Source organism: Spongiactinospora sp. TRM90649 (assembly GCF_029382225.1).
Lineage (GTDB): Bacteria > Actinomycetota > Actinomycetes > Streptosporangiales > Streptosporangiaceae > Spongiactinospora.
The window spans coordinates 147,402-173,942 of the sequence record NZ_JARLTC010000008.1 but is presented as its reverse complement, the minus strand read 5'-3'; the positions used below and the strand labels follow the sequence as shown (position 1 = coordinate 173,942).

Genomic DNA, 26,541 nt, shown 5'->3' with positions numbered 1-26,541 from the left:
CAGGCCTGGCTCGGGCCGGTTCAGACCGGTTCGTCGAGCCGTGCCCGGATCTTGTCGTCGAGGCGCAGGTCCGCCGCGCCCAGCGCCTCGTCGAGCTGTGCCATCGAACTGACCCCGACGATCGGCACGACCGAGGGCTCCCCGCCCATCAGCCAGGCAAGCACGACCTGATTCGGCGAGGCCCCCAGCTCCCGGGCGGTCTCCCCGAGCACGGCGAGACGGCGGGTGGTGCCCGGATGGTGATAGATCTCCTGCATGGGCCGATCATCCGGACGCGTGTAGGCGCCGCCCAGCAGCGTCGTGTAGGCCCACAGCGTCAGATCGGGCTCCTCACGCACGTAGTCCAGCGTCTCGCTGCTCGCCAGGCGATGCGTGGTGTCGGGAACGACCCCCGGGCGGGGCCGCAGGTAGCTGTAGCGGAGCTGCACGTGGGTGTAGACGGGCCGGCCGTTCGCCCTGGACGACGCCCGCGCCCGCTCCAGCCGCCAGGTGGGCAGATTGCTCGCCCCGATCTCACCCACCTTGCCCTGGACGGCCAGCTCGGCGAACGCCCCCAGCGTCTCCTCCATCGGGACGGACCGGTCCTCGATGTGCGCCCAGTACAGGTCGACCCGATCGGTCCGCAGCCGCCGCAGGCTCCCCTCGATCGCCTTCCTGATCGTGTCCCCGGCCAGCCCCTCGGCCGAGTCGAGCGTCCGATCACCGGGGATCGTCGGCCGCGCCCCGCACTTCGTCCCGAGGACGATCCGGTCCCGGATCCCACGCGACTCCAGCCACGCGCCGATCGTCTCCTCGCTCTCGTCACCGGTACGGCCTTCGTGCCAGAAGGGATAGTTGTTGGCGGTGTCGAGCCTGGTGCCACCCGCTTCGACGAAGCGGTCAAGGATCGCGAACGACTCGTCCCTGCCCACGGTCGTCCCGAACGGAATCGTGCCCAACGCCATCTGGATCTCGGTCATCCCCCAACCCTGACCGCTGGAGCGCCCTCTAGGTCAACCCCCCCAACCTCCGTCGGCAGCCCCCACTCCTCGCCTCACGGGAGGGAGCCGTGACGCGCACGCCCGACCGCCCTCGCTGCGCTCGGACGTACTTCCCAAGCGCGCTCCGCGCGCAAAGGTTTTCGCTTCGCTCGGTCGCCTTTCCGTGCCGGGCTTCGCCCGGCGCTTTCGCCAACAGTCGGCCGCTTAGCGATGAATTCAATCGTTCCAAATTAACGAAAGTAACCGACCAATTCACATGTCATTCAAGGCCCGATATGCCTTCGTAGGCATGTGGCCGTGGATCTACTCGTCTCATGATCCACAGGACTCTCGGTATGCCTCTCGACGGCCGGCCACCTGCCGGGCTTCTACAACGAGTGACGCCCTCGGCGGCGCGCCACCGGCTCGACGGCGCCGGCCGTCCGCCCTCCATCGCCTCCTGGGTTCGCACCGCCTGCCGGCCGGAGCGATCACGCCGAGCGGGTCGCTCCGGCGAAGGGCCTGGCTCCTGCGACCGACCAGAAGATCGTTAGGCCGTGGACGGGCTCTGAGCGTTTCTGGAGCGGTGTGCCGCTACGTTGACCCTGTTCGCGCAGGTCAAGGAACAGAATCTGCGACGCCCGTTGCGTGAGGTGTCGACGTAGACGGTCTCGCAGCCGGTCCTGTCGCAGCGCCCCAGCCGGCGGCCGTCGGAGAACGATATGGCCATGGCCAGTCCGCCCGCCGTGGTGTCCTTGGCCCTGGAGACGATGTCGGCGTCTATGGAGAAGAAGTGCAGGTGCGGCTCGCGGCCGTCGTGCGCGCTCACGTGCGGCTTCGACGCGGTGATCTGCAGCAGATCGTTGATCAGGCGGATCTGGGTGTCCTGGTCGAGTTCACCGAAGACGGGGGCGAGTCTGTGCCGCCACTCACCCAGTTCACGGGCCTGGGCGTGCGTGAGCCTGGTGCGGAGCATGCCGTGCTCCGACAGCGTCACCGCGAGCACCTCCGGGGTGAATTCGGTGGCGTTGACCAGGGCGGCGGCCAGCTCGGCGCCGTTCCCCCCGTAAGCATTGAAATGCATAAGGCCATTACAGCACGTTGGAGTCATGCACTCTGGAGACCAGCACGACCCCATGACTCTCTGCGTCGTCTCATCGCATGTCACCTCCGAAGGCGTGGTCACCTACCTGCGCTGCGAATGCGGTGTGTGGGAGATCCGCACGGCCCGGCAGGAGCTGATCAGAGCCATCTCGTGACCGTGGAGCCCCGCCGGAGGCGGTGAGGGCGGGCACGGTCGACCCGCCCTCACGCCGGCCTCGAAGCGCCCCGAGAACTCCGGAGCCTCAGCCGTTGCCCAGGGTGTGCTCCAGAAGGGGAAGCAGCCGGTCCCAGTGGCGCTTCAGCCCGGCGGCGTTGAACGCGTCGGTGTCGGCCATGGTGAAGCCGTGGACGGTGCCGGGATAGATCTCGGAGGTGTAGCCGACGCCTGCGGCGTCCAGGGCCTGGTTGAGCTCGCCGAGCGCCTCGGGCGTCAGGTCGCCAGTGCCGCTCGCCGCCGTCGGGGAAGGCGGCGAACGCGTCGGCCTGGCCGTCCGCGGTGGGAATCCGCAGCGTCTTGATGGGCATGAACTCTCCTGTCGTGTGGTCGATGTGCCGAGCCTGAGATCAACACGACGGGAGGCGGTGCCCGTGCGGCGGCGCGAGCTCCTCGATCGAACAGCGGGCCCGCACCGGCCCGTACGGCGCTCAGAAGGGCACCGGGTCACCGATCCGTGTGTGGCGCGAAGCCGTCCCGGTAGTCACCCTCCCAACATAGACCACAGCCCCGATCATGCTGATGATCCGGTGATCACCTGGCCGGCGATCCGCAGAACTCTCGGTATGCATCTCGGAGGCCGGCCGCGTCGGCGTCGGCGGAGTCCACTTCCCAGGATGGAAGATCAGCACCGAAGGCGTGGGCGCCGCCTGAGCCCTCGGTGGAGGGGCGAAACACTCGGAGAGGGTGCCGGACATTTATCGGGGTGTTCGGACGCCTTGGTATGAGGAGAGCCATCCGTGAGCCATCCACCGGGAGCGCGAGACCGCTTGGAAGCGATCTACACCGCGCACTACCCGGCCATTCACCATTACGCCGCCCGGCGTACCGACTCGCCCGACGATACGGCGGACGTGATCTCTGAGACGTTTCTCACCGCCTGGCGGCGGATCGCCGAGGTGCCCGAGGGGGAGGCGGCCCGGCTGTGGTTGTACGGCGTGGCGCGCCGCGTTCTCGCCAACCAGCGGCGGGGGGAGTCGCGTAGAGCGGGGCTGGCGGCGCGGCTCAAGGACGAGTTGTCGGCCGCGCGGCCGGCCGCGGCCGTTGAGGACGACGGCCGGCACGACCGAGTACGGGCGGCGTTCGACGAGCTGTCCGCCCGTGATCGGGAGGTGCTCGCGCTGGCCTTCTGGGAGAAGCTGACCGGCCCGGAGATCGGCAAGGTGCTCGGCTGTACGGCGACCGCGGCGCGCATCAGGTTGCACCGGGCGCGCAAGCGGCTGGCCGTCGGGCTGGGGCTGACGGAACAAGGACAGGCGATCGCGGAACCGAGAGGAGAGAGCCTGTGAGCAAGATCGGCCGGATGGTGGGCGCCATCGACCCCGCGCCCCACGCGCCCGAAGCGGGGGAGGGGGCGCGGGAGCTGTTCAACGAGATCGTCGCGACGCCGGTCGAGGCGCGTCGCAGGCCGCGCTGGCCGGTGCTGATCCCCGCCGCCATGGCGCTTGGGACGGCGGCCGCCCTCGCGGTGGCCTTCCTCCCCGCCGACGCGCCGAGCGGCATCGCGCCCCCCGCCGCGCTGGCGTTCCAGCGCTCCGGGGGCGACTGGATCGTCACCGTCAAGGACCTCTACGCCGATCCCGAGCGCTTCACGGCCGAGTTCAAGGCCCGCGGATTCGACGTAGGGCTGTCGGTCGGGCCGGGCTCGCCGAGCATGGCCGGCCAGGTCACGAATCAGGAAATCTCCGAAGGAGCCAACATCGCCGAGGACTCGGTCGACTGCGACCTTCCCGGCGGACGGTGCGTGCTCTCCTTCCGCATCCCCGCCGAGTTCAAGGGCAGCGCGCGGATCTTCTTCGCCCGCCCGGCCAAGCCCGGCGAGCAGTACGAATCCGCCGGTGACGTCGACGCCACAGGCGAACTGCTGCACTGCGTCCCGTTCCGCGGCATGACCGTGGACAAGGTGCGGGCGGCGCTGGCCGAGCGCGACGGCACGATCGAGGAGTTCAGGGTGAGCGACCGGTCCAAGCCCGCCAAGCAGGTCCCGGGCGACTGGTTCGTCATGGACGCGGTGCCGACGGCCCCGGGAAAGGTCATCGTCTGGGCGCAGCCGGAACGGATGAAGTCGTCTCCCGCGCTGTCCGCGCACATCCGGAAGCAGATGACCGGCTGCCCCGCGAACTGACCGAAAACATTCGCCTTTAGTGGAAAATTTCTCCTATAGTGGAGCCATGGATGTCGGTGGGCTCGGGGTTCGGCTGCGGGAGCAGCGGCGGCGGCGCGGGTTGAGTTTGGATGAGCTGGCGGGTCTCAGCGAGATCAGCCGGAGCATGATCTCGGCCGTCGAGCGAGGAACGAAGCTGCCTACCGTGCTGGTCCTGGCCCGGCTGGCCACCGCGCTCGGGGTCACCGTGTCGCGGCTGCTGGGCGAGGAGCAGCCCGACAGGGTGATCACGTTGCGGGCCAGGGAGCAGCCCGCGATTCGTGATGAGACCGGTTGGCAGCGGCGGATCCTGTCGCCGAATCTGCCCGGGGTCGAGTTCGAGTTCATCCGCACCACCGTGCCGCCGGGGGTGCTGGTCGGCGCGTTCGCCGCGCACGCCCCCGGCTCACGTGAATACCTCGCGGTCGAGACGGGACGGCTGACGGTGACGCTCGACGGCGTGACCCACGAGGTCGACACCGGTGACGCCCTCTACTACGCGGGCGACTGCGTGCACGCCTTCGCCAATCCCGGCGACGTCGAGTGCGTCTACTACACCGCGATGCACGTGCCCGTCCACGATCATCACGTAGCGCTGGAGGACCTGTGAGCGAACCGTCCATCCGCCCGCTCGACCCGGAGTTCCTGCCTCAGTCGCCGGGCGACTACACGCACGGCACGCTGGTCACGGGCGCGCGCCGTACGGTGTTCGTGAGCGGACAGGTGCCCTGGGCGGAGGAGGGCAAGGTCCCCGAGGACTTCGAGACGCAGTGCCGGATCGTCTGGCGCAACGTGCTCGGGGTGCTGGCCGAGGCCGGGATGGGGGTGCGCAACCTGGCGAAGGTGACCACCTACCTGTCGGATCGCGAGTACCGAGCGGCGAACGGGCGCATCCGCAAGGAGGTGCTGGGCGACCACACGCCCGCGCTGACCATCATCATCACCGACATCTACTCCGAGGAGTGGCTGCTGGAGATCGAGGCGATCGCCGTCGACTGACGGCACGCGCGGCCGGTGCTGGAGCTTGACCTGGAGCCCACTCCAGGTGCGAAGCTGCCTTGGTGGAGATGTACACACCGGCTCAGGCCGTCGAACGGACCGGGTTCAGCCTCGACACCCTGCGCTACTACGAGCGGATCGGGCTCCTGGAGCCGGTCACCCGCAACGCGGCGGGCCAGCGGCGCTTCTCCGAGCGCGACATCGGCTGGCTGGGCATGGTCAGGTGCCTGCGCGACACCGGGATGCCGATCGCCGAGATGCTCAGGTTCGCCAAGCTGACCCGGGCGGGCGACCACACGATCACCGACCGGGTCGCCGTGCTGGCGGAGCACGACCGGCGGGTGGAGGCGGAGATCGGCAACCTCAGGGACCAGCAGCGGGCCATCCAGAGCAAGATCTCCTGGTATCGCCGGGTGCTGGAACTCGACGGTCCGGAGGAGCACGCCGAGCGGGCAGAGGAGCGCCACGCCGTCCCAGTCTCGTGAACCAGCGCGTGAACAGTGGAGCCGGGGAGCCGGTCTATGAAGAACTGCGGTTCCCGTGCAGGTCGGCGAGGCCGGCCAGGATGCGGTCCAGGCCGAACCGGAAGTCCTCGGCGGTGTAGCCGATGTCGGCGGTGACCGCCTCGTCGGTGAGCAGACGGCAGAAGGCGGGATAGCGGTCCACGGTCATGACGCCGCTCAGCGTCCGGAAGTACTCCGCGCCGGGGAGGGCGATCTCCTGCGCCCAGGGGTGCGCGGTGGCGCTCGCCGCGGCGTTCGCCGTGACGGGCGTCGCGGGCCTGGTCGCCCTGGCCGGGTTCGCGATCGACTCGCCGGAGCTCATGGGCACGGTCGCGCCGGTGGCCTGGGGGCTCGCGCCGATCACCGCCGGGGCGCTGCTGCCCCGCTGGCTGCGGGCCGTCGGCACGCGTTCGTGAACGACGCTTTTGGCGGGGCGGTTACGCGGAGCGGAGGCGGGCTTTTCGGTCGGGTTGTTAGACCAGACCTAATGGGGGGTTAGTGGGCCGGAGGGGGCATGGCGGGGCGGATGGACGTGCCGTTGCGCCGCGTGGTGGTCGGTTGCGCGGTGCTGATGTTCGCGCTCCTCGTCCAGGTGAGCCATCTCCAGACGTTCGGCGCCGACGCGCTCCGCCGTGACCTGCGCAATCTGCGCACGCAGATAGAGCGGTTCGACCAGCCGCGCGGGGAGCTGCTGGCCAGGGGCGGCGGGGTGCTCGCGACGAGCGTGCGCGAGCGCGGGCGGTTCGGATATCGGCGGGTGTATCCCGGCGGCGCGGTCTACGCGCCGGTGACCGGACACCTGTCGCTGTTCGCCGCCACCGGCATGGAGGGGGCGCGCGACGCCGTCCTGTCCGGCGCCGATCCGCGCGTGCACGTGCGGGCGCTGCTCGGCGACCTCGGGCACGCCGCCGCCTCCATCCGGCTGACCGTGGACGAGCGCGCGCAGCGGGCCGCCTACCAGGCGCTGCGCGACACGGGACGCCGTGGGGCGGTCGTCGCCCTGGACCCGGCGACGGGGGCGATCCTGGCGCTGGTCTCCTTCCCCTCCTACGACCCGAACCGGCTGGCCACGCACGATCCGCAGGCGCTCTCCCGGGTGGAGTCGGCGCTGCTGGCGGACGACGCCTCGCCGCTGATGAACCGCGCGCTGAACCGGTCGTATCCCGTCGGACCGGCGCTCGGCATCATCAGCCAGGCGGCGAGACTCACCGGCGGCGCGCTGTGGCGGCAGGCCATGGGGTTCGGGTTCAACTCCGGCGGCCTCTACATCCCGCTGTGGGTGTCGCCCAGCGTGTTCCCGGGGAAGGGGGCCAGGGCGACGCCGCTGGAGATCGCCATGCTGTCGGCGGCGGTGGCCAACGGCGGGGTGCTGATGCGGCCCCATCTGGTGCGCGAGATCCGGATGCACGACGGCACGGTGCTGGAGGAGACCACGCCCATGCTGTACCGGTGGGCGATGCCCGCCAAGGTGGCGCGGGCGGTGGCCCGGACGATGACGCGGAAGGCGAAGCGCGGCGGGCCGGGCACGGCGGCCGTGGAACTGCCGGGGGAACCGGCGGTGGCGACCGGGTTCGCCCCTTCGGGCAAACCGTACGTGGCGGTGGGGGTGACGCTGGAGCCGGAGCGCGAACAGGACACCGCGAGGGCGCGGCGGGACCGGGACGACGCCGCGTCCGTAATCAACGCGGTGCTGGGCGCGATGACGAAAGACTGATGCGGAACGCGGTCACATGGACGGCCGGCCCTCCGATTCGCGACGGGCCGCGTCGGGGGCGTACGCCTGCGCCTGGAGGGTGTAGAGGTCGGCGTAGATGCCGTCGAGGGCCATCAGGTCGGCGTGGGTGCCCTGCTCGGCGACCTTGCCGTGGTCGAGGACATAGATCCGGTCGGCGTAGCGGACGCTGGCCAGCCGGTGGGTGATCAGCAGCACGGTGCGCCCGTCGGCGTGGCGGCGTACCCGTTCGAACAGGGCGTGCTCGGCGCGGGCGTCGAGGGCGGCGGTCGGTTCGTCGCAGATGAGCAGCGCGGCGTCGCGGTGGAAGCCCCTGGCCACCGCGATGCGCTGCCACTGGCCGCCGGACAGCTCCTTGCCGTCCTTGAACCGGCGGTCGAGCAGCGTGGCGTAGCCGGCCGGCAGGTCGGCGATCACCTCGTCGGCCCCGGCGACCTCGGCGGCGGCGAGCAGCGCGGGCTCGCCCTTGTCGGTGCCCATGGTGATGTTGTGCCGGGCGGTCAGCGGCCAGCGGGTGTGGTCCTGGGCGATGACGGCGATGCGGGAGCGCAGCGCGTGCGGTTCGATCAGGGCGAGGTCGGTGTCGTCCCAGCGGACGTGCCCTGAGTCGGGCTCGTAGAGGTTCGCCAGGATCTTGGCGAGGGTGGTCTTGCCCGAGCCGTTCTCGCCGACCAGGGCGACCACCTCGCCCTGGTCGATGTGCACGGACACCCCGCGCAGGGCGGGGACGTCGGCGGCGGGGTAGGTGAACGTGACGTCTTCGACGGAGATCCGCTCGAAGAAGTGCGGGGCGTCGCTGGGGCGCTCCCGCCCGATCCTGGACTCGGCCTCGGCGCAGAAGTCGAGGAAGTCGGTGAAGTAGAGACCCTCCTCGTAGAGCCGGTTCGTGGCGAACATGAGGGTGTTCAGGGAGGACTGGCCGGACCGGATGGCGAGGACGGCGGTGCCCGCCACGGCCAGCGGGACCGCGCCGGCGATCAGCAGCAGGCCGAGCACGACGTAGACGATGCCGGTGCCGATGCCCCCGAGGGCCTCGCCGACCAGGCGGGCCAGCATCTGCTTCCTGGCCAGGCGGAGCATCACGCTCTGCTCGGCCCTGGCGACCGCGTCGTACATGCGCATCAGGAAGCCGCGCATGGTGAACGAGCGGACCTCTGCGGCCGGTTCGCGGTCGGCCAGCAGGGCGGCGATGATCCATTTTCGGCGGTGCGCGGGGATCAGCGCGTACATCGTGGTGTAGCGCATCCGCGCCGAGCGGACGGCGGCCCAGGCGTCGGGCACGACGGCCAGCACCAGCAGCGGCAGCAGCGCGGGGTGCAGCACGCCGAGCACCCCGGCCACGGCGGCGATGCCGATGACGCCGGTGAGCACGTTGATCGTGGTGCCCACGACGGAGTCGGCGGTGCTGACGCCGCGCAGCCGGGCGCGCTGGAGGGAGTCGTGGAAGTCGGGGTCGTCGTAGGCGACCAGATCGACCCGGCTCGTCACGCCGTACAGGCGCTCTTCGGCGATCCGGCTCACCTGCGGGTCGAGCCGGGACTGCGCCCAGCCCGCGCCCGCCTGGAGGGAGGTGCGGATCACGGCGGCCCCGGCGACCATGGCCAGCGCGGGCAGCGCGGCGGTGATGCGCTCGGGGGTGGGGCCCGCGGAGAACAGCGCCTCAAGGACGCCGGTGGTGGCCAGCAGGCCGAACGCGGTGAACACCCCGCCGAGCAGGCTCAGCGCCACGGTGGCGAGGGTGTCGCGGGGGCTGGCCTGCCAGGCCATCCGCACCGCCTGGGCGACCAGGGACGGCAGGCGCCTGGCCACGGTGAGGAAGCCCACCCCCATCATCCGCTCGCCGTGGGCGAACCAGTCGGGGGCGGCCAGTTCGCCGAGCCCATCGATGTGATCAGGGTGATCAGGGGTGTCGGGGTGAGCGGGGCGGACGGCGCCGTCGCTCACGCCGTCTGCTTCGCCATCTCTTTCAGCCGGTTGCGCGGGAGGGCGGCCCATACGCTCAGTGTGACCCGCGTCACCGACAATTCGCCACGCGTTATCGCGGGATCGGTACGGCCGGGCGCGGCGGCCCCATCCACATGGACGGGACGCGCCGGGAGTTCCATGGATGGATCAGGGCAGGCCACGTAGGTCAGCACGACCCGACCCCGGTGTCATATCGCCAGCTCGTGGAGTGCAGCAGCAGATCGTGCTCCCCGGCCCCCGCGAGGGCTCCGGCAGCAGCGTCGGGATGCACCGACGGCGCCAACGGCCCGTGGACGCGCCGATAGGCGATCTCAGCCGGGCCGCCGCCGCTCAGCAGCAGCACCTCCACGACCACTTGCGAGGACATTGCAACAGCATAAGAGACCCACTAGCGGTGGGGTCAGTCGGTGGAGCGGGTCCAGGTGACCGTGAGTTCGTCGCGGTCGCCGAAACGGGCCAGGTGTCTCGCCACCACGTCTTCGACCTTGTCCAGGTCGTCGGGGGTGGGGGCGGCGGCGCGGAGGGCGAGTGAACCGGGGTGGGCCGTCAGTTCGCACTGGCCGTAGGCGAACGTCAGCAGGCCCTCGGTCTCGGTGTGGTCGGCCTGGATCTTGCGGCCCAGGTGAGAGCAGAGCTGCTTCAGGTAACGCTCGGGGCGGTCGGTGGTCACGTTGGCGGTCGATTCCATGGAGATCTCCCCCTGATTCGGCGGTACGAGTCCGACCATATCCGTCGCGCCGTAACCAATCCCCAGGACCCGCGTCCTCCCGCACCGGCCGGCCCGGCCGCCGAGCCCGCGCGCCCGGTCGCGCTGAGGGCGGGGTGAGCGGGATGGAACTGGCACTGATCGGCGGTCCGCCGCCTGCTGTCCACGCTGCGCCGGGCCGACGGCGTGATCCTGGCGACCCCGACCTACCACGGCGGCATGTCGGGGCTGCTGAAGAACGCGCTGGACTACGTCGAGGACATTTCCGCCGACACGCCCGCCTACCTGGAGGGACGTGTCGTCGGGGCGGTGGCGGTGACCAACACCGGGCGGGTGTGCCCGACGCTGGTCGTCCGGTCGAGTCTCAGAGGGCGGTGGCGGGTCCGGCCGCGCGCGTGGCGCGCAGGTCGGCCTCGACGCGGGCGGCCGTGGCCAGCAGCGGCGGCAGCAGGTCGCGGCGGGCGGCCGCAACGCTCGTCCGGCTGGCGTGCGTGGACAGATTGACCGCCGCGACCACCGTGCCCGCCCGGTCTCTGACCGGCGCGGCGATCGACCGCAGTCCCTCCTCCAGCTCCTGGTCCACCAGCGCCCAGCCCTGCTCGCGCACCCGGGCCAGCTCCTCCGCCAGCCCGGCGGGCGAAGTGATGGTCCGCCCGGTCAGCGGGCGCAGGTCGGCGCGGGCCAGCCGCTCCGGCAGGTCGGCCCGCCAGGCCAGCAGCACGCGTCCCATCGAGGTCGCGTGGGCGGGGAAGCGGGTGCCGATGCTGATGGCGACCCGCATGATCCGGCCGGTCGCCACCCTGGCCACGTAGACGACGTCGGCGTCGTCCAGCACGGCCACCGAGGCCGACTCGCGCACCTCGGCGACCAGCCGTTCCAGGTGCGGGGTGGCGACCTCGGGCAGCGACAGCCCGGACAGGTAGGCGTAGCCCAGCTCCAGCACCCGGGGCGACAGCGCGAACACCCGCCCGTCGGTGCGCACGTAGCCGATGTCGACGAGCGTGAGCAGGAACCGCCGGGCCGCGGCGCGGGTCAGCCCGCTGGCGCGGGCCACCTCGCTCAGCGTCAGCTCGGGGGTGTCCGCGCCGAAGGCGCGGATCACCGCGAGCCCGCGCGTGAGCGACTGGACGTGCTCGGGCGCGCGCTCGGCGGCGGCGACGGCGGCGGAGTCAGCCGGATCCGGCATCGGCGTGTTCCGAGAGGACGGCCTGCGCGATGGCGAACGCGCGATTGGCGGTGGGCACCCCCGCGTAGACGCCGGTGTGCAGGAGCACCTCCTTGATCTCGTCGGGCGTCAGCCCGTTGCGCAGCGCCGCCCGCACGTGCATGGCCACCTCGTGCTCGTGGCCGAGCGCGGTGAGCACGGCGAGCGTGACGCAGCTACGGGTGCGGCGGTCCAGCCCGGGGCGGGTCCAGATCTCCCCCCAGGCGTAGCGGGTGATGAAGTCCTGGAAGTCGGCGGTGAACTCGGTGGTGCGGGCGGTGGCCGCGTCCACGTGGTCGTCTCCGAGTACGGCGCGGCGCACCGCCTCGCCCTCGGCCCTGCGGTCGCGGTGATCCATCGTCAGTCCTTTCCGAAGTGGTCGAGCAGGTGCGCCCGCACCTCGTCCGGACGCTCGACGGCGGCCAGGTGCGAGGCGCCGGGCACGGTCACCATCTCGGCGCCCGGCACTCGCCCGGCGATGGCCAGCCCGTGCGAGGGCGGCGTGACCGGGTCCTCCTCGCCGGAGATGACGAGCGTCGGCGCGGTGATCGAGCGCAGGTCGCCGGTGAGGTCCATCTCCCTGATGGCGGCGCAGCAGGCGGCGTAGCCGTCGGCGGGCTGCGCGGCCAGCATCGCCCGGTAGGTCTCGGCCACGTCGGGCCGCCGCTCGCGGAACTCCGGGGTGAACCAGCGGCCGAGCGCGGCGTCCGCGATGGCGGCGGTGCCGTCCGACAGCACGGTGGCGATCCGGTCGGTCCACGTCTCCGGCGGCCCGAGCCGGGCCGAGGTGCACAGCAGCGCCAGGCTCGACACCCGCTCGGGAGCGTGCGCGGCCAGCCACATGCCGGTCATCCCGCCCAGCGACAGGCCCGCGAACCGGACGCGGTCCAGGCCCAGGTGGTCGAGCAGGCCGAGCACGTCGCCGCCGAGGTCGTCCAGCCGGTACGGCCCGGCGGGCACCGGCGAGCGGCCGTGCCCCCGGTGGTCGTATCTGATCACCCAGTAGTGCTCGGCCAGCGCGGGCACGACGGCGTCCCACATGGCCGTGGTGGTGCCGAGCGAACTGGACAGCACGAGGGCCGGAGCCTCCGGGTCGCCCGCCGCTTCGTACCAGGGAATGATCACAGGTTCTCCTTCTCGCCGTGCGCCGCCAGCGCCCGGTCCACGAACACCCCGGCCGAGCCGAGGTAGCCGGCGGGATCGAGCGCGGCGTCGATCTCGCCGGGGGTCAGCGGCACCGCGTCGTCGGCGATCAGGACCTCGCGCAGCGGCGTGCCCTCGGCCAAGGCGCGGGCGCAGGCGGCGTCCACCGCGGCACGGGCGTCCGATCCGCCGCCCAGCCTCGCGACGACGCTCTCGGCCAGGGCGAGCCCGCCCGTGGCCGTCAGGTTGGCGCGCATCCGTTCGGTGTCCACGTGGAGTCCTTCGAGGATCTCGCGCGCCCAGGACGCGGCCGAGCCGGTCAGCCGCAGCAGGTCGGACAGGGTCTCCTGCTCGGCCTGCCAGGTCCCGGCCGCGCGTTCGTGCTCGTGGGCCATCCCGGCCAGCAGCGTGGCGACGAGCCCGGGGACCCGGTGCGAGTTGGCCAGCACGGAGACCGCCCCCACCGGGTTGCGCTTGTGCGGCATCGCGCTGGAGCGGCCCCGGCCCGGCGCGGTCGGCTCCGCGACCTCGGCCACCTCGGTCTGGGCGAGCAGGGTGACATCGGTCGCGATCTTGGCGAGTACCCCGGCCACGGTGCCGAGCGCGCCCGCCAGCTCGGCAACCGGGGTCCGGTCGGTGTGCCAGGGGACGACCGGCTCGTCCAGGTCGAGTTCGGCGGCGAAGGCGGCGATCACCTCGGGGCCGGGAACGGGGAGCGCCGACAGGGTGCCGGCGGCTCCGCCGTACTGGACGGGCAGGCGCGGCGTGGTGAGCCGGGCGCGGGCGGCGTCGAGCGCGGTCAGCCAGCCCGCCGCCTTGAGCCCGAAGGTGGTCGGCACAGCCTGCTGCAGGAGGGTGCGGCCGGGCATCACGGTGTCGCGGTGCCGGGCCGCGAGGACGGCGCAGGCGTCGGCGGCGGCGTCGAGGTCGGCCCGCAGCGGCAGCAGCGCGCCCTTGGCCACCAGCATCGCGGCGGTGTCCAGGATGTCCTGGCTGGTGGCCCCCAGGTGGGCGGCGCCCCGGTGCTCGGCGGGCAGCAGCCCGCGCAGCGCGGCCACCAGCGGGATCACCGGGTTGCCCGCGGGCCCCTCCGCCTCGGCCAGCGCGTGCAGGTCGAACCGTTCAGGACGGCAGGCCCCCGCCACCGCGTCAGCCGCCTCGTCGGACAACAGCCCGATGCGGGCCTGCGCGGCGGCGAGCCCCGCCTCGGCGTCGAGCATCGCGGCCAGCCACGCCGCGCCGGACACCTCGCCGGGAACCCCGCCCCTGGCGAACGTGCCCGCGAAGACCCCTTCCACGTTCAGCAACCCTCCAGCACGACCGCGAGGCCCTGCCCGACGCCGATGCAGATGGCGGCCATGCCGTAGCCGCCGCCCCTGCGGTGCAGCTCCCAGGCCAGCGAGCCGAGGACGCGCGCGCCCGAGCAGCCGAGCGGGTGGCCGATCGCGATCGCCCCGCCGTTCGGGTTGACGATCTCCGGGTCGAGGTCGGGCCATTCGGCCAGGCAGGCCAGGGACTGCGCGGCGAACGCCTCGTTCAGCTCCACCACGGCCAGGTCGGACCACGCCAGACCGGCGCGCTTGAGCGCGGTCCTGGCGGCCTCGACGGGGCCGATGCCGAACAGGTGCGGCTCCACCCCGGCGGCGGCCCGCGAGACGATCCGCGCCAGCGGCCGCTTGCCGGCCCGCGCCGCGCCCGCCTCGTCGCCGAGCAGCAGCGCGGCGGCGCCGTCGTTGAGCGGGGAGGAGTTGCCCGCGGTGACCGTGCCGTCGCGGCGGAACACCGGGCGCAGCCGGGCCAGCGTCTCCATCGTGGAGTCGGGCCGTATGCTCTCGTCTCGGTCGAGGTCGAGGTCGGCGATGGGCACGACCTCGTCGGCGTAGACGCCGCGCTCCCAGGCGTCGGCGGCCCGCCGGTGGCTGCGCACCGCGAAGGCGTCCTGCCGCTCGCGGCTCAGCGAGTAGCGCTCGGCGAGGATCTCGGCGCCCTCGCCGAGGGCGACGGTCCACTGGTCCGGCATCCGCGGGTTGACCATCCGCCAGCCGAGCGCGGTGTCGTGCAGCGTCTGTGGCCCCCGCTCGTACGGCCGCGCGGGCTTGGCCATCACCCACGGCGCGCGGCTCATCGACTCCGAGCCTCCGGCGACGACCAGCGACGCGTCGCCGACCGCGACGGCGCGGGAGGCCGCGATCGCCGCCTCCAGCCCGGACCCGCACAGCCGGTTCACGGTCGTGCCGGGCACCGTGACCGGCAGCCCGGCCAGCAGCACGGCCATCCGCGCGACGTTCCGGTTGTCCTCGCCGGCGGCGTTGCTCGCGCCGAGGAACACGTCGTCGATGGCGGCCGGATCCAGGCTCGGGGCCCGCCCGGCCACCGACCGCACGACGTGCGCCGCCAGGTCGTCGGGCCGCACCCCGGCGAGCGCGCCGGAATGCCTGCCGATGGGCGTGCGTACTGCGTCGAGCACGTAGACGTCTGCGGTCACCGTCGCTCCTCGTTCGTTGTGTGCGCCTGATGAATGATTGTACGGATGCCGAACGGGCCGCCTCTTGGCGGGGTACGGGGCGAGGGCGTGCCCGGAATTCCGTCTGATACAACCACTTCAGTGGATGTCGACCAGGCCGCACCTGCCGCGAACCGGCGAACCGCCGGGACCATCCTGCTGATCGCCGGTCTCCTGCTGGCGTCCGTGAACATGCGCCCCGCCATCGCGGGCGTGTCGCCGCTGCTCGGCGAGATCATGGCCGACCTGGGTCTCACCCCCGCCGCCGGCGGGGCGATCACCACGGTCATGGTCGTCTGCCTCGGCGTGGTCGCGCCGCTGGCCCCGCTGCTCGCCGGGCGGATCGGGCTGGACCGCACGCTGCTGGCCGGGCTGCTGGTACTGACCTTCGGAGTGCTGCTGCGCAGCATGGACGGCACGGTCGCGCTCTACGCGGGCGCGGCCCTCGCGGGCACCGCGATCGCGATCATGAACGTGGTCATGCCTGGCGTGGTCAAACTGCACTTCCCCGACCGCGTCGGCCTGTTCACCTCCCTCTACACCTCCGGGCTCGTGCTGGGCGCCACGGCGGCCTCCGGGCTGATGGTGCCGCTGGAGCACGCCACCGGGGCCGGGTGGCGCGTGGCGGTCGGCTCGGTCGCGGTCCCGGCGATCGTGGCCACGCTGGTCTGGCTGCCGCAGGCCGTCCGGCGCCCGCACCTGTCCGCCCGCCAGGGGCACGGGGGTTACCGCGCGCTGCTCTCCCGCCCGAAGACCTGGTACGTCACCGTCTTCATGGGCCTGCAGTCGCTCACCTTCTACGTGATGCTGGCCTGGCTGCCGACGATCTTCACGGACGCCGGGCTGCCCGCCGACCAGGCCGGATATCTGCTCAGCCTGACGAACCTGGGCCAGGTCATCGCGACGCTGACGGTTCCCGCGCACGCGGGCCGGGCGCGTGGCCAGGTGCCGCACCTCGTGGCGGCCTGCGCGCTGACCATGGCCGGATACCTGGGCGTACTGATCGCCCCGACCACCGTCCCGTGGCTGTGGATGGTCGTGCTGGGGCTCGGCCAGGGCGCGTCGCTCGCGCTGGCCCTGCTGATCATCGCGCTGCGCGCCCCCGACGCCGGATCGGTCACCGCGCTGTCGGCCGTGGCGCAGACCTTCGGCTACGTGCTGGCCGCGCTCGGGCCGCTGCTCATCGGACTGCTCTACCAGGTCTCGGGCGGCTGGACGCTCCCGCTCACCGTGGGAACCGCTGTGGTCGTCGTGCAGCTTGTGGCCGGTGTACTCGCCGGACGGCCGTCCCCGTAGTAACTTAGGAAACGCTTACTAAGGTGAGCCTTTCCTAAAGGTGGGGCGTCTTCCTCGGGGGGATCATGACGGTGACCCTGGCAGAGCCGCTGGCCGGCCTGCGCGAGCTGCTTGAGCTGATGGCGGCGGAGCGCGGCGGCGTGCTCGGCGTGCCGCCCGCCCTGACCGCCGATCCGGCCGAGGAGGGCTGGGTCCCCGCCGCCGCGCTGACCCGCGAGCCGTACGACCGGCTGGCCCGGCTGATCGACGAGGTCGCGGTCGTGTCCAGTGCTCCGCGCCACGTCAAGGCGGCGCTGTTGTGGAAGACCTACGGCTACTGGCACACCGTCCCGATGGCCCTGGGCTGGGCGCTGAACCGGCGGGTGCCGATCATGCCGTTCGACGAGACCTGCTTTCGCGTCTCCGAGGCGGGCGTCACGGTCGCGGCCACCTCGATCCGCACCGCCGTGCTGCCCGGCGACCCGCTGGCGGGCGAGCCGGGCACGATCGTGGTGGACGACCTGGGTGCGGCGATCAGGCAGGCGCTGCTCGACGGGCAGCGGCCGTTGATCAAGGCGATCGGCGGGCTGACCCGGGTGGGGGAGCGCAACCTGTGGGGCTCCACCGCCGAGGCGCTGGCGCACCCGGTGATCGCGTTCGCCAGGGTGCTGCCGCCCACGGCGCGGGCCGCCGACCTGCTCGCCGCGGTGGGCAAGCCGGTGGACGGCCTGCTCGACTTCAGCGGCGACGGTTACCGGCGGCGCACCTGCTGCCTGTGGATCACGCTGCCGGACATCGACGAGCCCTGCGCCACCTGCTGTGTGTCCGCGGGTAGCGCGGAGAACACCTGATCTTCATTCACGGGCCGTACGTTCCCGGCCATGAAGACCCTCAAAGCCCTCGCGGCCGGTGCGCTGGCCGTCCTGCTGGGCGGTAGCGTCGCCGGTGTGCTGCTTCGACCCGAGACCGCCGCCGCCGACCGGCGCGGCCCCGACGCCATCGTCATCGGCCACCGTGGCGCGAGCGCGTTGCGCCCGGAACACACGCTGCTCTCCTACGAGACGGCCATCGCCCTGGGCGCCGACTTCATCGAGCCCGACCTGGTCTCCACCAAGGACGGCGTGCTGGTCGCCCGGCACGAGAACGAGATCTCCGGCACCACCGACGTGGCCGCGCGTCCCGAGTTCGCCCCCCGCAGGGCGACCAAGACGATCGACGGCGTGCCGGTGACCGGCTGGTTCACCGAGGACTTCACCCTGGCCGAGCTGCGCACGCTGCGCGCCAAGGAGCGGCTCCCCGACCTGCGCTCGGGCAACACCGCCTACGACGGCCTGGCCCTGGTGCCGACCTTCGAGGAGGTCATCCGGCTCGCCCAGCGGCACGGCGTCGGGGTCTACCCCGAGACCAAGCACCCGACCTACTTCGACTCCATCGGGCTGTCCCTGGAGGAGCCGCTGCTCGCCACCCTGGCGGCCAACGGCTGGCGCAACGCCAGGGACCGCGTCTACATCCAGTCCTTCGAGACCGCGAACCTGCGCGACCTGCGCAAGAAGACCCGCCTGCCGCTGATCCAGCTCGTGTCCGCGACCGGCGCCCCCTACGACCGGGTGGCGGCGGGCGACCCGCTGACCTATGACCAGCTGCTCACCCCCGCCGGGCTGCGCGACGTCGCCGGCTACGCCGACGGGCTCGGCGTCGACACCCGCAGGATCGTGCCCACCGGGCCGGACGGCCGGCTGCTGCCGCCCACGACCCTGATCCGCGACGCGCACAAGGCGCGGCTGGCCGTCCACACCTGGACGATCCGTGACGAGAACTCCCAGCTCCCGCTCGACCACCGCACCGGCAACCCGGCGAGCCCGGCCTACGCCCGCGCCACCGGCGACGTCACGGGGTGGCTCAACCGCCTGCTCGACCTGGGCGTGGACGGCGTGTTCGCCGACAACCCCGGCACCGCGCGGGCCGTGCTCGCCGCGCGGTCGGCCCGCTGAACGCGACGCTCACGCCACCTGGACGTCGTCCATGGGGCGCAGTTCGTCGGCGTAGCTGACCGACACCCGGCGCATCACGCCGGTGTCGCTGATGGAGTACTGGCCGAGCCGCCACAGCGGCGGGGAGTAGGCGTGGATCGACACGCTGCCGTGCGTCGCGCCGGTCAGACGGTGGATGTGGTCGGGGCCGAACGAGAACGAGGCCCCGGCCGACACCTCCGTCTCCAGATGCTCCCCGCCGATCCTCGGGTTGCACTCCTTCAACGCCCCGGTGACCACGTGCACGGCCCCCGACGAGATGTCGTGGTCGTGCCAGCCGGTGTCGTCCTCAGGTCGCCAGCACAGCAGCCAAACGTCCACATAGGCGTCACGGTGCAGCGAAGCGTAGTGCCGTCCGTCGCCGTCGTCTGGAAAGTCCACATGGGCGGCCCAGGTCGCCGGGTCGGCGGCCAGGGTGTCCACCAGCTCGCGCAGCTCCCTGCGGTCGAGGTTCCGCTCGGGGATGTCCTCGAAGGGCGTCGGATCAACGGCGGGCGCGGTCTCAACGGCCTGGTGGCCGCTCTGGGCGTGTCTCATGTCCGGTTCCTCTCCGGTCTCAAACGCAGGTCGCAATCGAGGGATAGCCGAGCAGCCGCCGTGGATTGGCGGTGCGGATGGCGTGGTCGGCGGCGGCCCCGAGGCCGGTCTCGGGTGCCGTGGCGTACGGCCGGTCGGAGCCGTTGACCACGACGTCCACGCCCAGTTCGCGGATCACCGCGTCGATGGCGCGCGGGCCGTAGGAGGAGGTCTCGACGAAGGTCAGGGGATCGACCCGGCCGCGTCCGGATCCGCCCCTGGCCAGCAGGCGCTCGCCGTGCAGCGGGGCCAGCCCGGCCAGCAGGGCGAAGCAGACGCGCAGCCGGGGATGGCGGGGCCTGCCGTGGGCGTGCCAGGCGTACCAGGCGGCGTGCATCTGCTGCACGTAGGTGACCACGGCGGGCCACCAGCCGGGACCCTCGGCCGGTGTCCCGTCGTGGCGCGCGGCCGGGCCCGGGTGCACGAACAGCGGCCGGTCGCGGTCGGCGAGCGTGTCGAGCAGCCTCGCCACCCGCTCCAGGCCCTCGGCCCCCTGGACGGCGGTCGCCGGAAGCTGGAGGCCGACCAGGCCGCTCGCGAGGTCCTTCTCCAGGCGGCCGGGGTCGGGATCGTCCACGCAGGTCGCGGCCCAGGCGCGGAAGGGGCGGGGGAGTGCCGACGCGTCCTCGTGGTACGCCTCGATGATCGGCCACGCCTCGGTGGCAGGCAGGTGCTCGATACCGAGCGGGCTGGACAGCGACACCAGGGCGATGTCGAGGTCGTGGTCGGCGGCGGAGCGCCGGGCGAGGTCGTGGGTCGCGGGATCGACGGTGAACGGCGGCTCGCCGTCGAGGTGGAGCGTCCAGCCGTCCAGGTACGGCGCGGCGTGGCGGCGGCGCAGCGCGTCTGTGAACGCGGGCGTCCACAGATGTTGGTGCACGTCCACGCTCATCTGGTCACCTCCAATCCCTAATTCCCTACTGATAATATAGGCAATCCTCGTCAGGCGTGCACGGGGGGCATGTGAAACGGTTCAGTGATTCGATTCAGTGAATCGCTTCACCTCCGGAGTGTCAACCCTGACGGGGCACCCCTGCTCGGCGCGGAAGCGCCCCACGGGCACCTGTTCGACATAAGCTTGCGAGGTGACGCAGCCGCGCAAGAGAGCCACGATCCGCGAGGTGGCCAAGGCCACCGGCCTCTCCCCGGCCGCAGTGTCCTACGCCCTGCGCGGCCTCCAGGTCTCCGACGAGACCATCGAGCGCGTCCGGCAGGCCGCCGCCGAACTGGGCTACGAGGCCGACCCCATCGCGCGGGCCCTGGCCAGCGGCAAGACCGGGATGATGGGCCTGCTCTGCGGCTCACTGGAAGACCTCTGGCAGCAGGCCCTCGCCGTCGGCATCGGCAGGGCGCTCAAGGACAACGACCGCTACGCGCTCATCCTCGATGCCTCCGGCGACCCCGGCCGCGAGCGCACCCTCGCCCAGCAGCTCCGCGACCAGCGGGTCGACGGCCTGATCGTGCAGCCGGTCGATCCCGCCGCCGAGTTCTGGGCCGACCTGTGCGCGAGCCTTCCCGTGGTCGCCATCGGCGACGCGCTCGCCGGGGCCAGCACGGCGGGCGAGGTCGTCTTCGACAACCGCCGTGGCACCACCATGGCCCTGGAGCACCTGCGCGGCAACGGGCACCGGCGCATCGCGGTGCTCACCCCGACCATGGCCAGCACCCCCGACCGCCCGGCCGACGTTCATGTCACCGCCGAGGCGGTCCGCCTCGGGCTCGACGTCGAACTGGTCACCGCCCCCCAGTCGCTGGGCGGCGCCACCGAGGTCGCGCACCGCCTGCTGGGCGGCGGCGACCCGCCGGGCGCGGTCTTCTGCTTCGCGGACTCCATCGCCTACGGCGTCTACGCGGCGGCCGCGGAGCGCGGGCTGCGCATCCCCGGCGACCTCTCGGTCATGGGGTACGACGACCACCCGATGTCCGGGCTCCTCCAGCCCGGCCTCACCACCGTCAACTGGGACATCGACGGCATCGTGCGCGCCGCCGTGCGGCTGGTGATCGCGGCCACCGACGGCGCCACCCGGCGGCGCCGTATCGTGCAGGCTCCCGAGCTGCGTGAACGGGGCTCGGTGGGCCGGGTGAACTGACCCGGAGAACGGGCCCGGAAAGCAGGCGGCCCGGAAAGCGAGCGGCCCGGGCGAGGCAGGGGCCTCACCCGGGCGGCGGCCCGTGGGGTATGGGTCAGTCGGGGAGGATCAGGTCGAGCAGCCAGCTCACCACGCCGACGATCAGCGCGCCCCACAGCGCGCTGACGAATCCCTCGACATGGAACGCCAGCCCGAGCTGCTGGGCGATCCAGCTCGTCAGCAGCATCAGCCCGGCGTTCACCACGAGGGCGAACAACCCCAGCGTGAGGATGTAGAACGCGCAGCCCAGAGTGTGAATGATCGGCTTGAGAACCGCGTTGACCAGGCCGAAGATCAGTGCCACGCCCAGCAGGGTGAGCACCATCGTGGTGTTGGTGTCACCGGAGACGGTGATCCCGCTCACCAGTTGGGTGGCCACCCAGAGGGCGGCGGCCACCACGATGATTTTGAGGATTATTTTCACGCTGAGGCATCCTCCCACGTGCGATCGGCGAAGGGGTATAGCCGAGGGAAAGCGATACCCGGCCCGGTTCATGACCTAGTAAAGGCTTTCCCCGCCTCCGACCCTATGTGGTCGGGCCCCGCCGGTCGGGCCGGTCGCAGGGGTTAACAGGGGGACATCACGGGTAATGCTGCGTGATCACCACGACGTCAGGGAAGGCACGGAGAGGGGGTGGGCATGAGATGGAAGCGGACAGTCTGGAGTCGCTCTCGGCCAGGGAGCTGCACGATCGCGCGGTGCACTATGCCGTGCGGCACGGTGACCTCGGCTTCCTGTGGGACCTGTTGAAGGCGATACCGGCCGCCGAGGCGGCTACCGGTCACGGTGATGAGACGGCCAACGACCTGAGCAAGATCTCCGCGTTGCTGAGCGACGCGATGGTCTCGGGCGAGGGGCGCCTGGGCGAGGCCCTACGCCCGATTTACATCGACTACCTGGGAAAACATCCTGATGCTTGACAGCGCCCGCGACTCGAGGCCGTGCGTCAGCCCGCCATCGCGGTACCGGCGGCGGCGCCGTACTCCATGAGGCCGGGAGTGCCCGTCGTACGGCCGTCCCGCTCGACGAGCAGGACGTCGTACGGCCCGGCCGCGCCGAGCCGCTCGGCGAACCGCCTGGCCGGCATGGGCGGCATCGCGCGCAGCGCGGCGGCGTAGCCGCACGCCGCCCCCAGGTCGGGGCCCACCACCGTGACCGACCTGCGGGCGCCCTCATGGGCCGTCGCCACAGCCAGGTCGTGCGCGAAGAGGACCTTGCACACCTGCTCGTCTCTCGGGTCGCGGATCCCGATCCGCCAGTGCGCCCCCGGCCTGGCCGAGCCGCGCACCCGCACGGCGGTGCCCACGTTGACGCAGTGGTCGACCGCGCCCGCCACGCTGAGCGCCCGCGAGATCCGCTCCACCGCCCAGCCCCGCACGTACACCGCCGGGTCGTCGAAGTATCCCCCCGTGGCGTCGCGCATCTCGGCACAGCGTTCCAGGACCTCGGTGAGCTCGGACGTGTGGTCGCCGGACGCGCGCTCCGTCAGGTCGGCCGCACCGCCGTCGGCCACGTCGAACGTGCGGTCCACCCAGCGCAGCCAGGCGAAGGCGTCGTCGAGCACCGGGGACAGCTCTCGGGCCGGCAGTGCCGTGCGGACGTCCACGCTGACCGGAAGTCCCATCACCTGCTCGACGCGGGCCGTACCGGGAAACGCCATCGTGTCCACTCCTCCCCTAGCGGTCATGGGGTCAGCATGGCAGGTGGGGCGTAATGCCGTGCTAAGCGTTTTGAGTACTGTTGAACAATGGCGATCGTCAACGTGGAACGAACCGGCGACGACGGGTTCGTGGCCCGCAACGACCGTGGGGCCGAGATCAAGGTCGGCGGCCCTGACGAACCGGGCGCGTTCACTCCCGTGGAACTGCTGCTGGCCGCCGTCGGCGGCTGCAACATCGTCACCGTCGAGCCGCTCACCGCGCAGCGCGGCCACCGGCTGGTCCGCCTGGCGATGACCGTCCAGGGGGAGAAGGCCGAGGCCAACCTGCTCGGCCCGGTGACCATCACCTACGACGTCGAACTCCCCGAAGGCGACCCCAAGGCGGACGAGGTCTTCCGCGCCGTCGCCCAGCGGGTCGAAGACCGCCACTGCACGGTGAGCCGCTCACTGAGGGAGGGCACCGAGGTACGCCTCGTGCTCCCGGGGTAGATCCCCTGGCGTGCTCGACTGGGGGGAACGGCACGGCAGGGCGATCGACGTGGGGGTGGCGTGCTGCCTGTTCGCGCTGGCCGTGCTCACCCACCCGATCGGCGGCTGGCACGGCCTGCCCGGGATGCCGGGCGAGGAGGCGCTGCCCCGCGGTGCCGCCGACTTCGCGTCCCACGCGGTCCTGACCGCGCTCGCAACGCTCCCGCTCGCCGTGCGCCGCCGCCGTCCGTGGCCGGTGTTCGCGGTCGTGATCGCCGCGAGCGTCGGCGTCGAACTGCTGCACCCGATGCCGCCCGCCGTGTTCCTGGCCTGCCTGCTCGCGGTATACACCGTGGTCAGCCGGGTATCCACGGTGCAGGGGATCGTCGCCGGGGTGCTCGCCCTGGCCGTGCCCGCCGCCGCGCTGATCCGCTACGGCCCGCGCGAGTGGATGCTCGCGGTCGTGCTCGCGACGTTCAGCGCGTGGGGGCTCGGCTGGGTCATCCCCGGGCAGCGGCGGCTCAACCGGGAGCTGATCGAGCACGAGTGGCTGGTCAGGGAGGCGGCGGAGCAACGCGCCTCGATGGCGGTGCTGCGCGAGCGGGCCCGGCTGGCCAGTGAGATACACGACGTGGTGGGGCACGCGATGAGCATTGTGGTGCTGCGGGCGGGAGTGGCCCGTGAGGTCTTCGACCGCGACCCCGACGAGGCGCGGCGGGCGCTCGGCGCGATCGAGGAGGCCGCCCGGACCGCGATGACCGACCTGCGCAGGCTGCTCGACGTGCTCAGCCGTCCCGAGGAGCGCGAGGAGTACGGCCCGCAGCCCGGACTCGCCGACATCCCCGGGCTCATCGAGCGGATGCGCGCCGCCGGAGTCGACGCCGAGCTGCGGATGACCGGCACGCCGCCCTACGAGGACCGCACGGTGGAGCTGTCGGCCTTCCGGATCTGCGAGGAGGCCCTGGTCAACGTGCTCAAGCACGCCGGGCGCACCCGAGCCTGGGTCCGCGTGGACGCCGGGCCCGACATGGTGCGCGTGCGCGTCACCGACGCCGGTCCCGCCGGTCACGGGCGTCCCGACCGGCGGTTGCGGGGCGGGCGGGGGCTGCGGTTCCTTGGGGAGCGCGCGGCGTTCGTCGGGGGGACGCTCACGGCGGGGGAGCGCGCGGAGGGCGGCTTCGAGGTGCGGGCGGTCCTGCCGTACGGGAAGGCCGGCGGGTGAGCGGGATCCGCGTCCTGGTCGCGGACGACCAGGAGCTGATCAGGGGCGGCCTGGTCGCGCTGATCCGCGCGCAGGACGACATGGAGGTCGTCGGCGAGGCCGCGGACGGCGAGCGGGCGCTGGCCGAGACCGAGCGGGCCGGGCCCGACGTGGTACTGATGGACATCCGGATGCCGGTGATGGACGGCATCGAGGCCACCCGGCGCATGCCGTCAGGGGTGCGGGTGCTCGTCCTGACCACCTTCGACATAGACGAACACGTGTTCGAGGCTTTGCGTGCCGGAGCGGCCGGGTTCCTGCTCAAGGACACGCCGCCGGCCGAGCTGATCGACGCGATCCGCACGGTGGCGGCGGGGGAGGCCCTCCTCGATCCCACGGTCACCCAGCGGCTCATCGACGCCTACGTGAGCCGGCCGGCCACGCCCTCCGCCCCATCGTGCGAGCGCCTGGACGACCTGACCGAGCGTGAGACCGAGGTGCTCAGGCTGGTCGCCCAGGGCCTGTCGAACCGGGATATCTCCGCTCGGCTGCACGTCTCGGATGGTACGGTCAAGACCCATCTCAACCGGGTCATGGGCAAGCTGGGCCTGACCTCGCGTGCGCAGGCCGTCGTGGTGGCCTATGAGAGTGGCTTGGTCATACCTGGTCAACCCTGGGTGTAGCCCGAAAATCAACCCCTGGATGACGAGCTCATTGCCCCTGCGTCTGTACTGTTGAAGACAGGTCAACGGGCCAAAGGCCCAAGACATGGACTTTTCTCCAGAGTGGATGCGATGGGGGAACGCATCCACCGGCGACCTGCCGGTTTCCGGGGGGAGGAACCGGCAGATCGCAGTAGATCGGGGTCGGGTGGTTTTGGGGGAAACCGCCCGGCCCCGCATCATGTCCGGACCTCGGCTAGCGCTCGCTCAGCCGTCCGACGCCGCCGAGCGCCCCGGCCCCGCCGGGGGCGACCATCGTGACATGCCCGTCGGAGCGCCAGTCCTGGAGCGCCACGATGCCGGGCTCCAGCAGGTCGAACCCCTCGAAGAACACGCCGATCTGCTCGGCCGACCGCGACGTGGCGGACGAGTTGGTCCGGCTGTAGATCTTCGCCCGCCGGCGTTCCTGCTCCTCGGTCAGCTCGGGCAGATAGGCGTGGGAGACCGCCAGGTAACTGCCGGGCACGAGCGCGTCCCGCAGCGTCCGGACGATGCCGGTCGCCATCTCGTCGTCGATGACGAAGTGCAGCACCCCGAGCATCAGCAGCCCGACGGGCCGGGAGAGGTCGAGATGACGGCGGACGTCAGGATGATCGAGCAGCGCCCACGGGGACCGCATGTCGGCCGCGACCGCGACCACGCCCTCGTTCTCCACGAGCAGCGCCCGCGCGTGCGCCAGCACGATCGGATCGTTGTCCACATAGACGACCCGCGCCCCGGGGATCACATCCTGGGCCACCTGGTGCACATTGCGCTGCGTGGGCAGACCGGCGCCGATGTCGAGGAACTGGTCGATCCCCTCCTGGGCCAGCAGCGTGACCGCCCGGTCGAGGAACGCCCGGTTCTCCCGGGCCACGTCCCGGACGTTGGGCATCATCTCGACGATCTTCGCTGCGGCGTCGCGGTCGGAGGCGAAGTTGTCCTTACCCCCGAGGTAGTAGTCGTACATCCGGGCCACACTGGGAACCGAGGGGTCGACTCCCGGAGGTACCTCGATCTCCTCCACTACACTCCTTGCTGAATAGCACGTTCTGTGGAGATCGTAGAACTCCAGGCCCTTGCGTCGCCATAACCACCGATATAACGCACATCTCGGTTGGAACACGGGTCCCACCGCCGACGATGTGCGACCGCCATGCCCGTGCTGCTACAGTTACACCCGTCGCAAGCGCCGCTAGCTCAGTTGGTTAGAGCAGCTGACTCTTAATCAGCGGGTCCGGGGTTCGAGTCCCTGGCGGCGCACCCCGACAAAAACCCCAGACCGATCGCGGTCTGGGGTTTTTCCTTTCTCGCGGGTGCCTCGT

The 26,541-nt window shown here is 71.8% G+C and carries 34 protein-coding genes, 1 tRNA gene and 1 pseudogene; 18 read left to right on the top strand and 18 right to left on the bottom strand.

All coding sequences use genetic code 11. The features are described from left to right. Positions 1 to 20 precede the first annotated feature (20 nt). Both P3X83_RS11855 and P3X83_RS11850 read right to left on the bottom strand, forming a co-directional pair. Entirely contained in the window at positions 21 to 959 is a 939-nt protein-coding gene (locus tag P3X83_RS11855) for an aldo/keto reductase (RefSeq protein WP_277305027.1), read from the bottom strand. Between the two features lie 550 nt (positions 960 to 1,509). Next, positions 1,510 to 2,043: a CGNR zinc finger domain-containing protein gene (locus P3X83_RS11850; RefSeq protein WP_277305026.1), complete on the bottom strand. Its 534-nt coding sequence runs from the start codon at positions 2,041 to 2,043 to the stop codon at positions 1,510 to 1,512. Between the two features lie 25 nt (positions 2,044 to 2,068). On the opposite strand from P3X83_RS11850, the gene P3X83_RS11845 reads away from it, so the two are divergent. Then, complete coding sequence (locus P3X83_RS11845) at positions 2,069 to 2,218, top strand: hypothetical protein (protein WP_277305025.1); 150 nt, start codon at positions 2,069 to 2,071, stop codon at positions 2,216 to 2,218. 87 nt (positions 2,219 to 2,305) lie between these two features. Here P3X83_RS11845 and P3X83_RS11840 read toward each other — a convergent pair whose 3' ends face one another. Beyond that, positions 2,306 to 2,728 (bottom strand): dienelactone hydrolase family protein, encoded by a 423-nt coding sequence (locus P3X83_RS11840; RefSeq protein WP_277305024.1) that lies wholly within the window; start codon positions 2,726 to 2,728, stop codon positions 2,306 to 2,308. Positions 2,729 to 3,017: 289 nt separating this feature from the next. On the opposite strand from P3X83_RS11840, the gene P3X83_RS11835 reads away from it, so the two are divergent. The 5 genes from P3X83_RS11835 (at position 3,018) to P3X83_RS11815 (ending at position 5,904) form a co-directional block, all read left to right on the top strand. Further along, positions 3,018 to 3,566, top strand: a complete 549-nt coding sequence (locus tag P3X83_RS11835) for a sigma-70 family RNA polymerase sigma factor (protein ID WP_277305023.1) — start codon at positions 3,018 to 3,020, stop codon at positions 3,564 to 3,566. Further along, the gene (locus P3X83_RS11830; RefSeq protein WP_277305022.1) at positions 3,563 to 4,402 is read left to right on the top strand and encodes a hypothetical protein; all 840 of its coding nucleotides are present in this window, start codon (positions 3,563 to 3,565) and stop codon (positions 4,400 to 4,402) included. The genes P3X83_RS11835 and P3X83_RS11830 overlap by 4 nt, the downstream gene beginning before the upstream one ends. 46 nt (positions 4,403 to 4,448) lie before the next feature. Continuing rightward, positions 4,449 to 5,030 carry an XRE family transcriptional regulator gene (locus P3X83_RS11825; protein WP_277305021.1) on the top strand — a complete coding sequence of 194 codons (582 nt, stop codon included), beginning with the start codon at positions 4,449 to 4,451 and terminating at the stop codon, positions 5,028 to 5,030. Continuing rightward, entirely contained in the window at positions 5,027 to 5,419 is a 393-nt protein-coding gene (locus P3X83_RS11820; protein ID WP_277305020.1) for a RidA family protein, read from the top strand. Before P3X83_RS11825 ends, P3X83_RS11820 begins: the two co-directional genes overlap by 4 nt. A 68-nt stretch (positions 5,420 to 5,487) precedes the next feature. Beyond that, on the top strand, positions 5,488 to 5,904 hold the full coding sequence (locus tag P3X83_RS11815; protein ID WP_277305163.1) for a MerR family transcriptional regulator: 417 nt from the start codon (positions 5,488 to 5,490) through the stop codon (positions 5,902 to 5,904). Between the two features lie 34 nt (positions 5,905 to 5,938). Here P3X83_RS11815 and P3X83_RS11810 read toward each other — a convergent pair whose 3' ends face one another. Next, entirely contained in the window at positions 5,939 to 6,091 is a 153-nt protein-coding gene (locus P3X83_RS11810; protein WP_277305019.1) for a hypothetical protein, read from the bottom strand. Here P3X83_RS11810 and P3X83_RS11805 point away from each other — a divergent pair. After that, entirely contained in the window at positions 6,090 to 6,338 is a 249-nt protein-coding gene (locus P3X83_RS11805) for a hypothetical protein (RefSeq protein ID WP_277305018.1), read from the top strand. The two genes, P3X83_RS11810 and P3X83_RS11805, sit on opposite strands and share 2 nt — an antisense overlap. A 98-nt stretch (positions 6,339 to 6,436) precedes the next feature. Further along, positions 6,437 to 7,636 (top strand): penicillin-binding transpeptidase domain-containing protein, encoded by a 1,200-nt coding sequence (locus P3X83_RS11800; protein ID WP_277305017.1) that lies wholly within the window; start codon positions 6,437 to 6,439, stop codon positions 7,634 to 7,636. Between the two features lie 12 nt (positions 7,637 to 7,648). Here the strand turns inward: P3X83_RS11800 and P3X83_RS11795 are convergent, their stop codons facing one another. From P3X83_RS11795 to P3X83_RS11780, 4 genes are read right to left on the bottom strand one after another with little or no spacing between them, the layout of a single operon-like run. Beyond that, positions 7,649 to 9,598, bottom strand: a complete 1,950-nt coding sequence (locus P3X83_RS11795) for an ABC transporter ATP-binding protein (protein ID WP_346742702.1) — start codon at positions 9,596 to 9,598, stop codon at positions 7,649 to 7,651. Beyond that, on the bottom strand, positions 9,595 to 9,792 hold the full coding sequence (locus P3X83_RS11790) for a hypothetical protein (RefSeq protein WP_277305016.1): 198 nt from the start codon (positions 9,790 to 9,792) through the stop codon (positions 9,595 to 9,597). Before P3X83_RS11790 ends, P3X83_RS11795 begins: the two co-directional genes overlap by 4 nt. Continuing rightward, complete coding sequence (locus tag P3X83_RS11785) at positions 9,786 to 9,986, bottom strand: hypothetical protein (RefSeq protein ID WP_277305015.1); 201 nt, start codon at positions 9,984 to 9,986, stop codon at positions 9,786 to 9,788. The genes P3X83_RS11790 and P3X83_RS11785 overlap by 7 nt, the downstream gene beginning before the upstream one ends. Before the next feature lie 33 nt (positions 9,987 to 10,019). Continuing rightward, positions 10,020 to 10,307 (bottom strand): DUF2218 domain-containing protein, encoded by a 288-nt coding sequence (locus P3X83_RS11780; RefSeq protein WP_277305013.1) that lies wholly within the window; start codon positions 10,305 to 10,307, stop codon positions 10,020 to 10,022. Between the two features lie 174 nt (positions 10,308 to 10,481). On the opposite strand from P3X83_RS11780, the pseudogene P3X83_RS11775 reads away from it, so the two are divergent. Then, a pseudogene (locus P3X83_RS11775) lies at positions 10,482 to 10,637 on the top strand (NAD(P)H-dependent oxidoreductase); the annotation flags it as partial. A gap of 52 nt (positions 10,638 to 10,689) precedes the next feature. Here the strand turns inward: P3X83_RS11775 and P3X83_RS11770 are convergent. The 5 genes from P3X83_RS11770 to P3X83_RS11750 are packed head-to-tail and all read right to left on the bottom strand — an operon-like array spanning position 10,690 to position 15,157. Then, entirely contained in the window at positions 10,690 to 11,511 is an 822-nt protein-coding gene (locus P3X83_RS11770; protein ID WP_277305012.1) for an IclR family transcriptional regulator C-terminal domain-containing protein, read from the bottom strand. Continuing rightward, complete coding sequence (gene pcaC, locus P3X83_RS11765) at positions 11,495 to 11,887, bottom strand: 4-carboxymuconolactone decarboxylase (RefSeq protein WP_277305011.1); 393 nt, start codon at positions 11,885 to 11,887, stop codon at positions 11,495 to 11,497. The genes P3X83_RS11770 and pcaC overlap by 17 nt, the downstream gene beginning before the upstream one ends. Before the next feature lie 2 nt (positions 11,888 to 11,889). Next, positions 11,890 to 12,654, bottom strand: a complete 765-nt coding sequence (pcaD, locus tag P3X83_RS11760) for a 3-oxoadipate enol-lactonase (protein ID WP_277305010.1) — start codon at positions 12,652 to 12,654, stop codon at positions 11,890 to 11,892. Further along, on the bottom strand, positions 12,651 to 13,970 hold the full coding sequence (pcaB, locus tag P3X83_RS11755; protein WP_277305009.1) for a 3-carboxy-cis,cis-muconate cycloisomerase: 1,320 nt from the start codon (positions 13,968 to 13,970) through the stop codon (positions 12,651 to 12,653). Before pcaB ends, pcaD begins: the two co-directional genes overlap by 4 nt. 2 nt (positions 13,971 to 13,972) lie before the next feature. Beyond that, positions 13,973 to 15,157: a thiolase family protein gene (locus P3X83_RS11750; protein WP_277305008.1), complete on the bottom strand. Its 1,185-nt coding sequence runs from the start codon at positions 15,155 to 15,157 to the stop codon at positions 13,973 to 13,975. 120 nt (positions 15,158 to 15,277) lie between these two features. On the opposite strand from P3X83_RS11750, the gene P3X83_RS11745 reads away from it, so the two are divergent. The 3 genes from P3X83_RS11745 to P3X83_RS11735 all read left to right on the top strand — a co-directional run bounded on the left by P3X83_RS11745 (position 15,278) and on the right by P3X83_RS11735 (position 18,441). Then, the gene (locus tag P3X83_RS11745) at positions 15,278 to 16,471 is read left to right on the top strand and encodes an MFS transporter (RefSeq protein WP_277305007.1); all 1,194 of its coding nucleotides are present in this window, start codon (positions 15,278 to 15,280) and stop codon (positions 16,469 to 16,471) included. Between the two features lie 71 nt (positions 16,472 to 16,542). Next, positions 16,543 to 17,301, top strand: coding sequence for a hypothetical protein (locus P3X83_RS11740; protein WP_277305006.1), 759 nt, complete (start codon positions 16,543 to 16,545; stop codon positions 17,299 to 17,301). A gap of 30 nt (positions 17,302 to 17,331) precedes the next feature. Then, on the top strand, positions 17,332 to 18,441 hold the full coding sequence (locus tag P3X83_RS11735; protein ID WP_277305005.1) for a glycerophosphodiester phosphodiesterase: 1,110 nt from the start codon (positions 17,332 to 17,334) through the stop codon (positions 18,439 to 18,441). Between the two features lie 9 nt (positions 18,442 to 18,450). On the opposite strand, the gene P3X83_RS11730 is transcribed toward P3X83_RS11735, so the two are convergent. Next, positions 18,451 to 19,017, bottom strand: a complete 567-nt coding sequence (locus P3X83_RS11730; RefSeq protein ID WP_277305004.1) for a cysteine dioxygenase family protein — start codon at positions 19,015 to 19,017, stop codon at positions 18,451 to 18,453. Positions 19,018 to 19,036: 19 nt separating this feature from the next. Continuing rightward, positions 19,037 to 19,948, bottom strand: coding sequence for an amidohydrolase (locus tag P3X83_RS11725; RefSeq protein WP_277305003.1), 912 nt, complete (start codon positions 19,946 to 19,948; stop codon positions 19,037 to 19,039). A gap of 193 nt (positions 19,949 to 20,141) precedes the next feature. Between P3X83_RS11725 and P3X83_RS11720 the strand changes: the two genes are divergently transcribed. Next, a complete protein-coding gene (locus P3X83_RS11720) occupies positions 20,142 to 21,146 on the top strand; it encodes a LacI family DNA-binding transcriptional regulator (protein WP_277305002.1) in 1,005 nt (334 codons plus the stop codon). A gap of 94 nt (positions 21,147 to 21,240) precedes the next feature. On the opposite strand, the gene P3X83_RS11715 is transcribed toward P3X83_RS11720, so the two are convergent. Then, a complete protein-coding gene (locus P3X83_RS11715) occupies positions 21,241 to 21,609 on the bottom strand; it encodes a phage holin family protein (RefSeq protein WP_277305001.1) in 369 nt (122 codons plus the stop codon). Between the two features lie 221 nt (positions 21,610 to 21,830). Here P3X83_RS11715 and P3X83_RS11710 point away from each other — a divergent pair, with 221 nt between their 5' ends. Continuing rightward, positions 21,831 to 22,106 carry a hypothetical protein gene (locus tag P3X83_RS11710; protein WP_277305000.1) on the top strand — a complete coding sequence of 92 codons (276 nt, stop codon included), beginning with the start codon at positions 21,831 to 21,833 and terminating at the stop codon, positions 22,104 to 22,106. A gap of 26 nt (positions 22,107 to 22,132) precedes the next feature. On the opposite strand, the gene P3X83_RS11705 is transcribed toward P3X83_RS11710, so the two are convergent. Then, positions 22,133 to 22,873 (bottom strand): FAD:protein FMN transferase, encoded by a 741-nt coding sequence (locus tag P3X83_RS11705; RefSeq protein WP_277304998.1) that lies wholly within the window; start codon positions 22,871 to 22,873, stop codon positions 22,133 to 22,135. Between the two features lie 60 nt (positions 22,874 to 22,933). On the opposite strand from P3X83_RS11705, the gene P3X83_RS11700 reads away from it, so the two are divergent. The 3 genes from P3X83_RS11700 to P3X83_RS11690 are packed head-to-tail and all read left to right on the top strand — an operon-like array spanning position 22,934 to position 25,198. After that, positions 22,934 to 23,335, top strand: coding sequence for an OsmC family protein (locus tag P3X83_RS11700; protein WP_277304997.1), 402 nt, complete (start codon positions 22,934 to 22,936; stop codon positions 23,333 to 23,335). Positions 23,336 to 23,345: 10 nt separating this feature from the next. Then, entirely contained in the window at positions 23,346 to 24,536 is a 1,191-nt protein-coding gene (locus P3X83_RS11695; RefSeq protein WP_277304995.1) for a histidine kinase, read from the top strand. After that, complete coding sequence (locus tag P3X83_RS11690; RefSeq protein WP_277304994.1) at positions 24,533 to 25,198, top strand: response regulator transcription factor; 666 nt, start codon at positions 24,533 to 24,535, stop codon at positions 25,196 to 25,198. The genes P3X83_RS11695 and P3X83_RS11690 overlap by 4 nt, the downstream gene beginning before the upstream one ends. A gap of 235 nt (positions 25,199 to 25,433) precedes the next feature. Here the strand turns inward: P3X83_RS11690 and P3X83_RS11685 are convergent, their stop codons facing one another. Next, positions 25,434 to 26,243 carry an SAM-dependent methyltransferase gene (locus P3X83_RS11685; protein ID WP_277304993.1) on the bottom strand — a complete coding sequence of 270 codons (810 nt, stop codon included), beginning with the start codon at positions 26,241 to 26,243 and terminating at the stop codon, positions 25,434 to 25,436. 162 nt (positions 26,244 to 26,405) lie between these two features. Here P3X83_RS11685 and P3X83_RS11680 point away from each other — a divergent pair. Next, positions 26,406 to 26,479: transfer RNA gene (locus P3X83_RS11680), tRNA-Lys, on the top strand. Positions 26,480 to 26,541 lie beyond the last annotated feature (62 nt).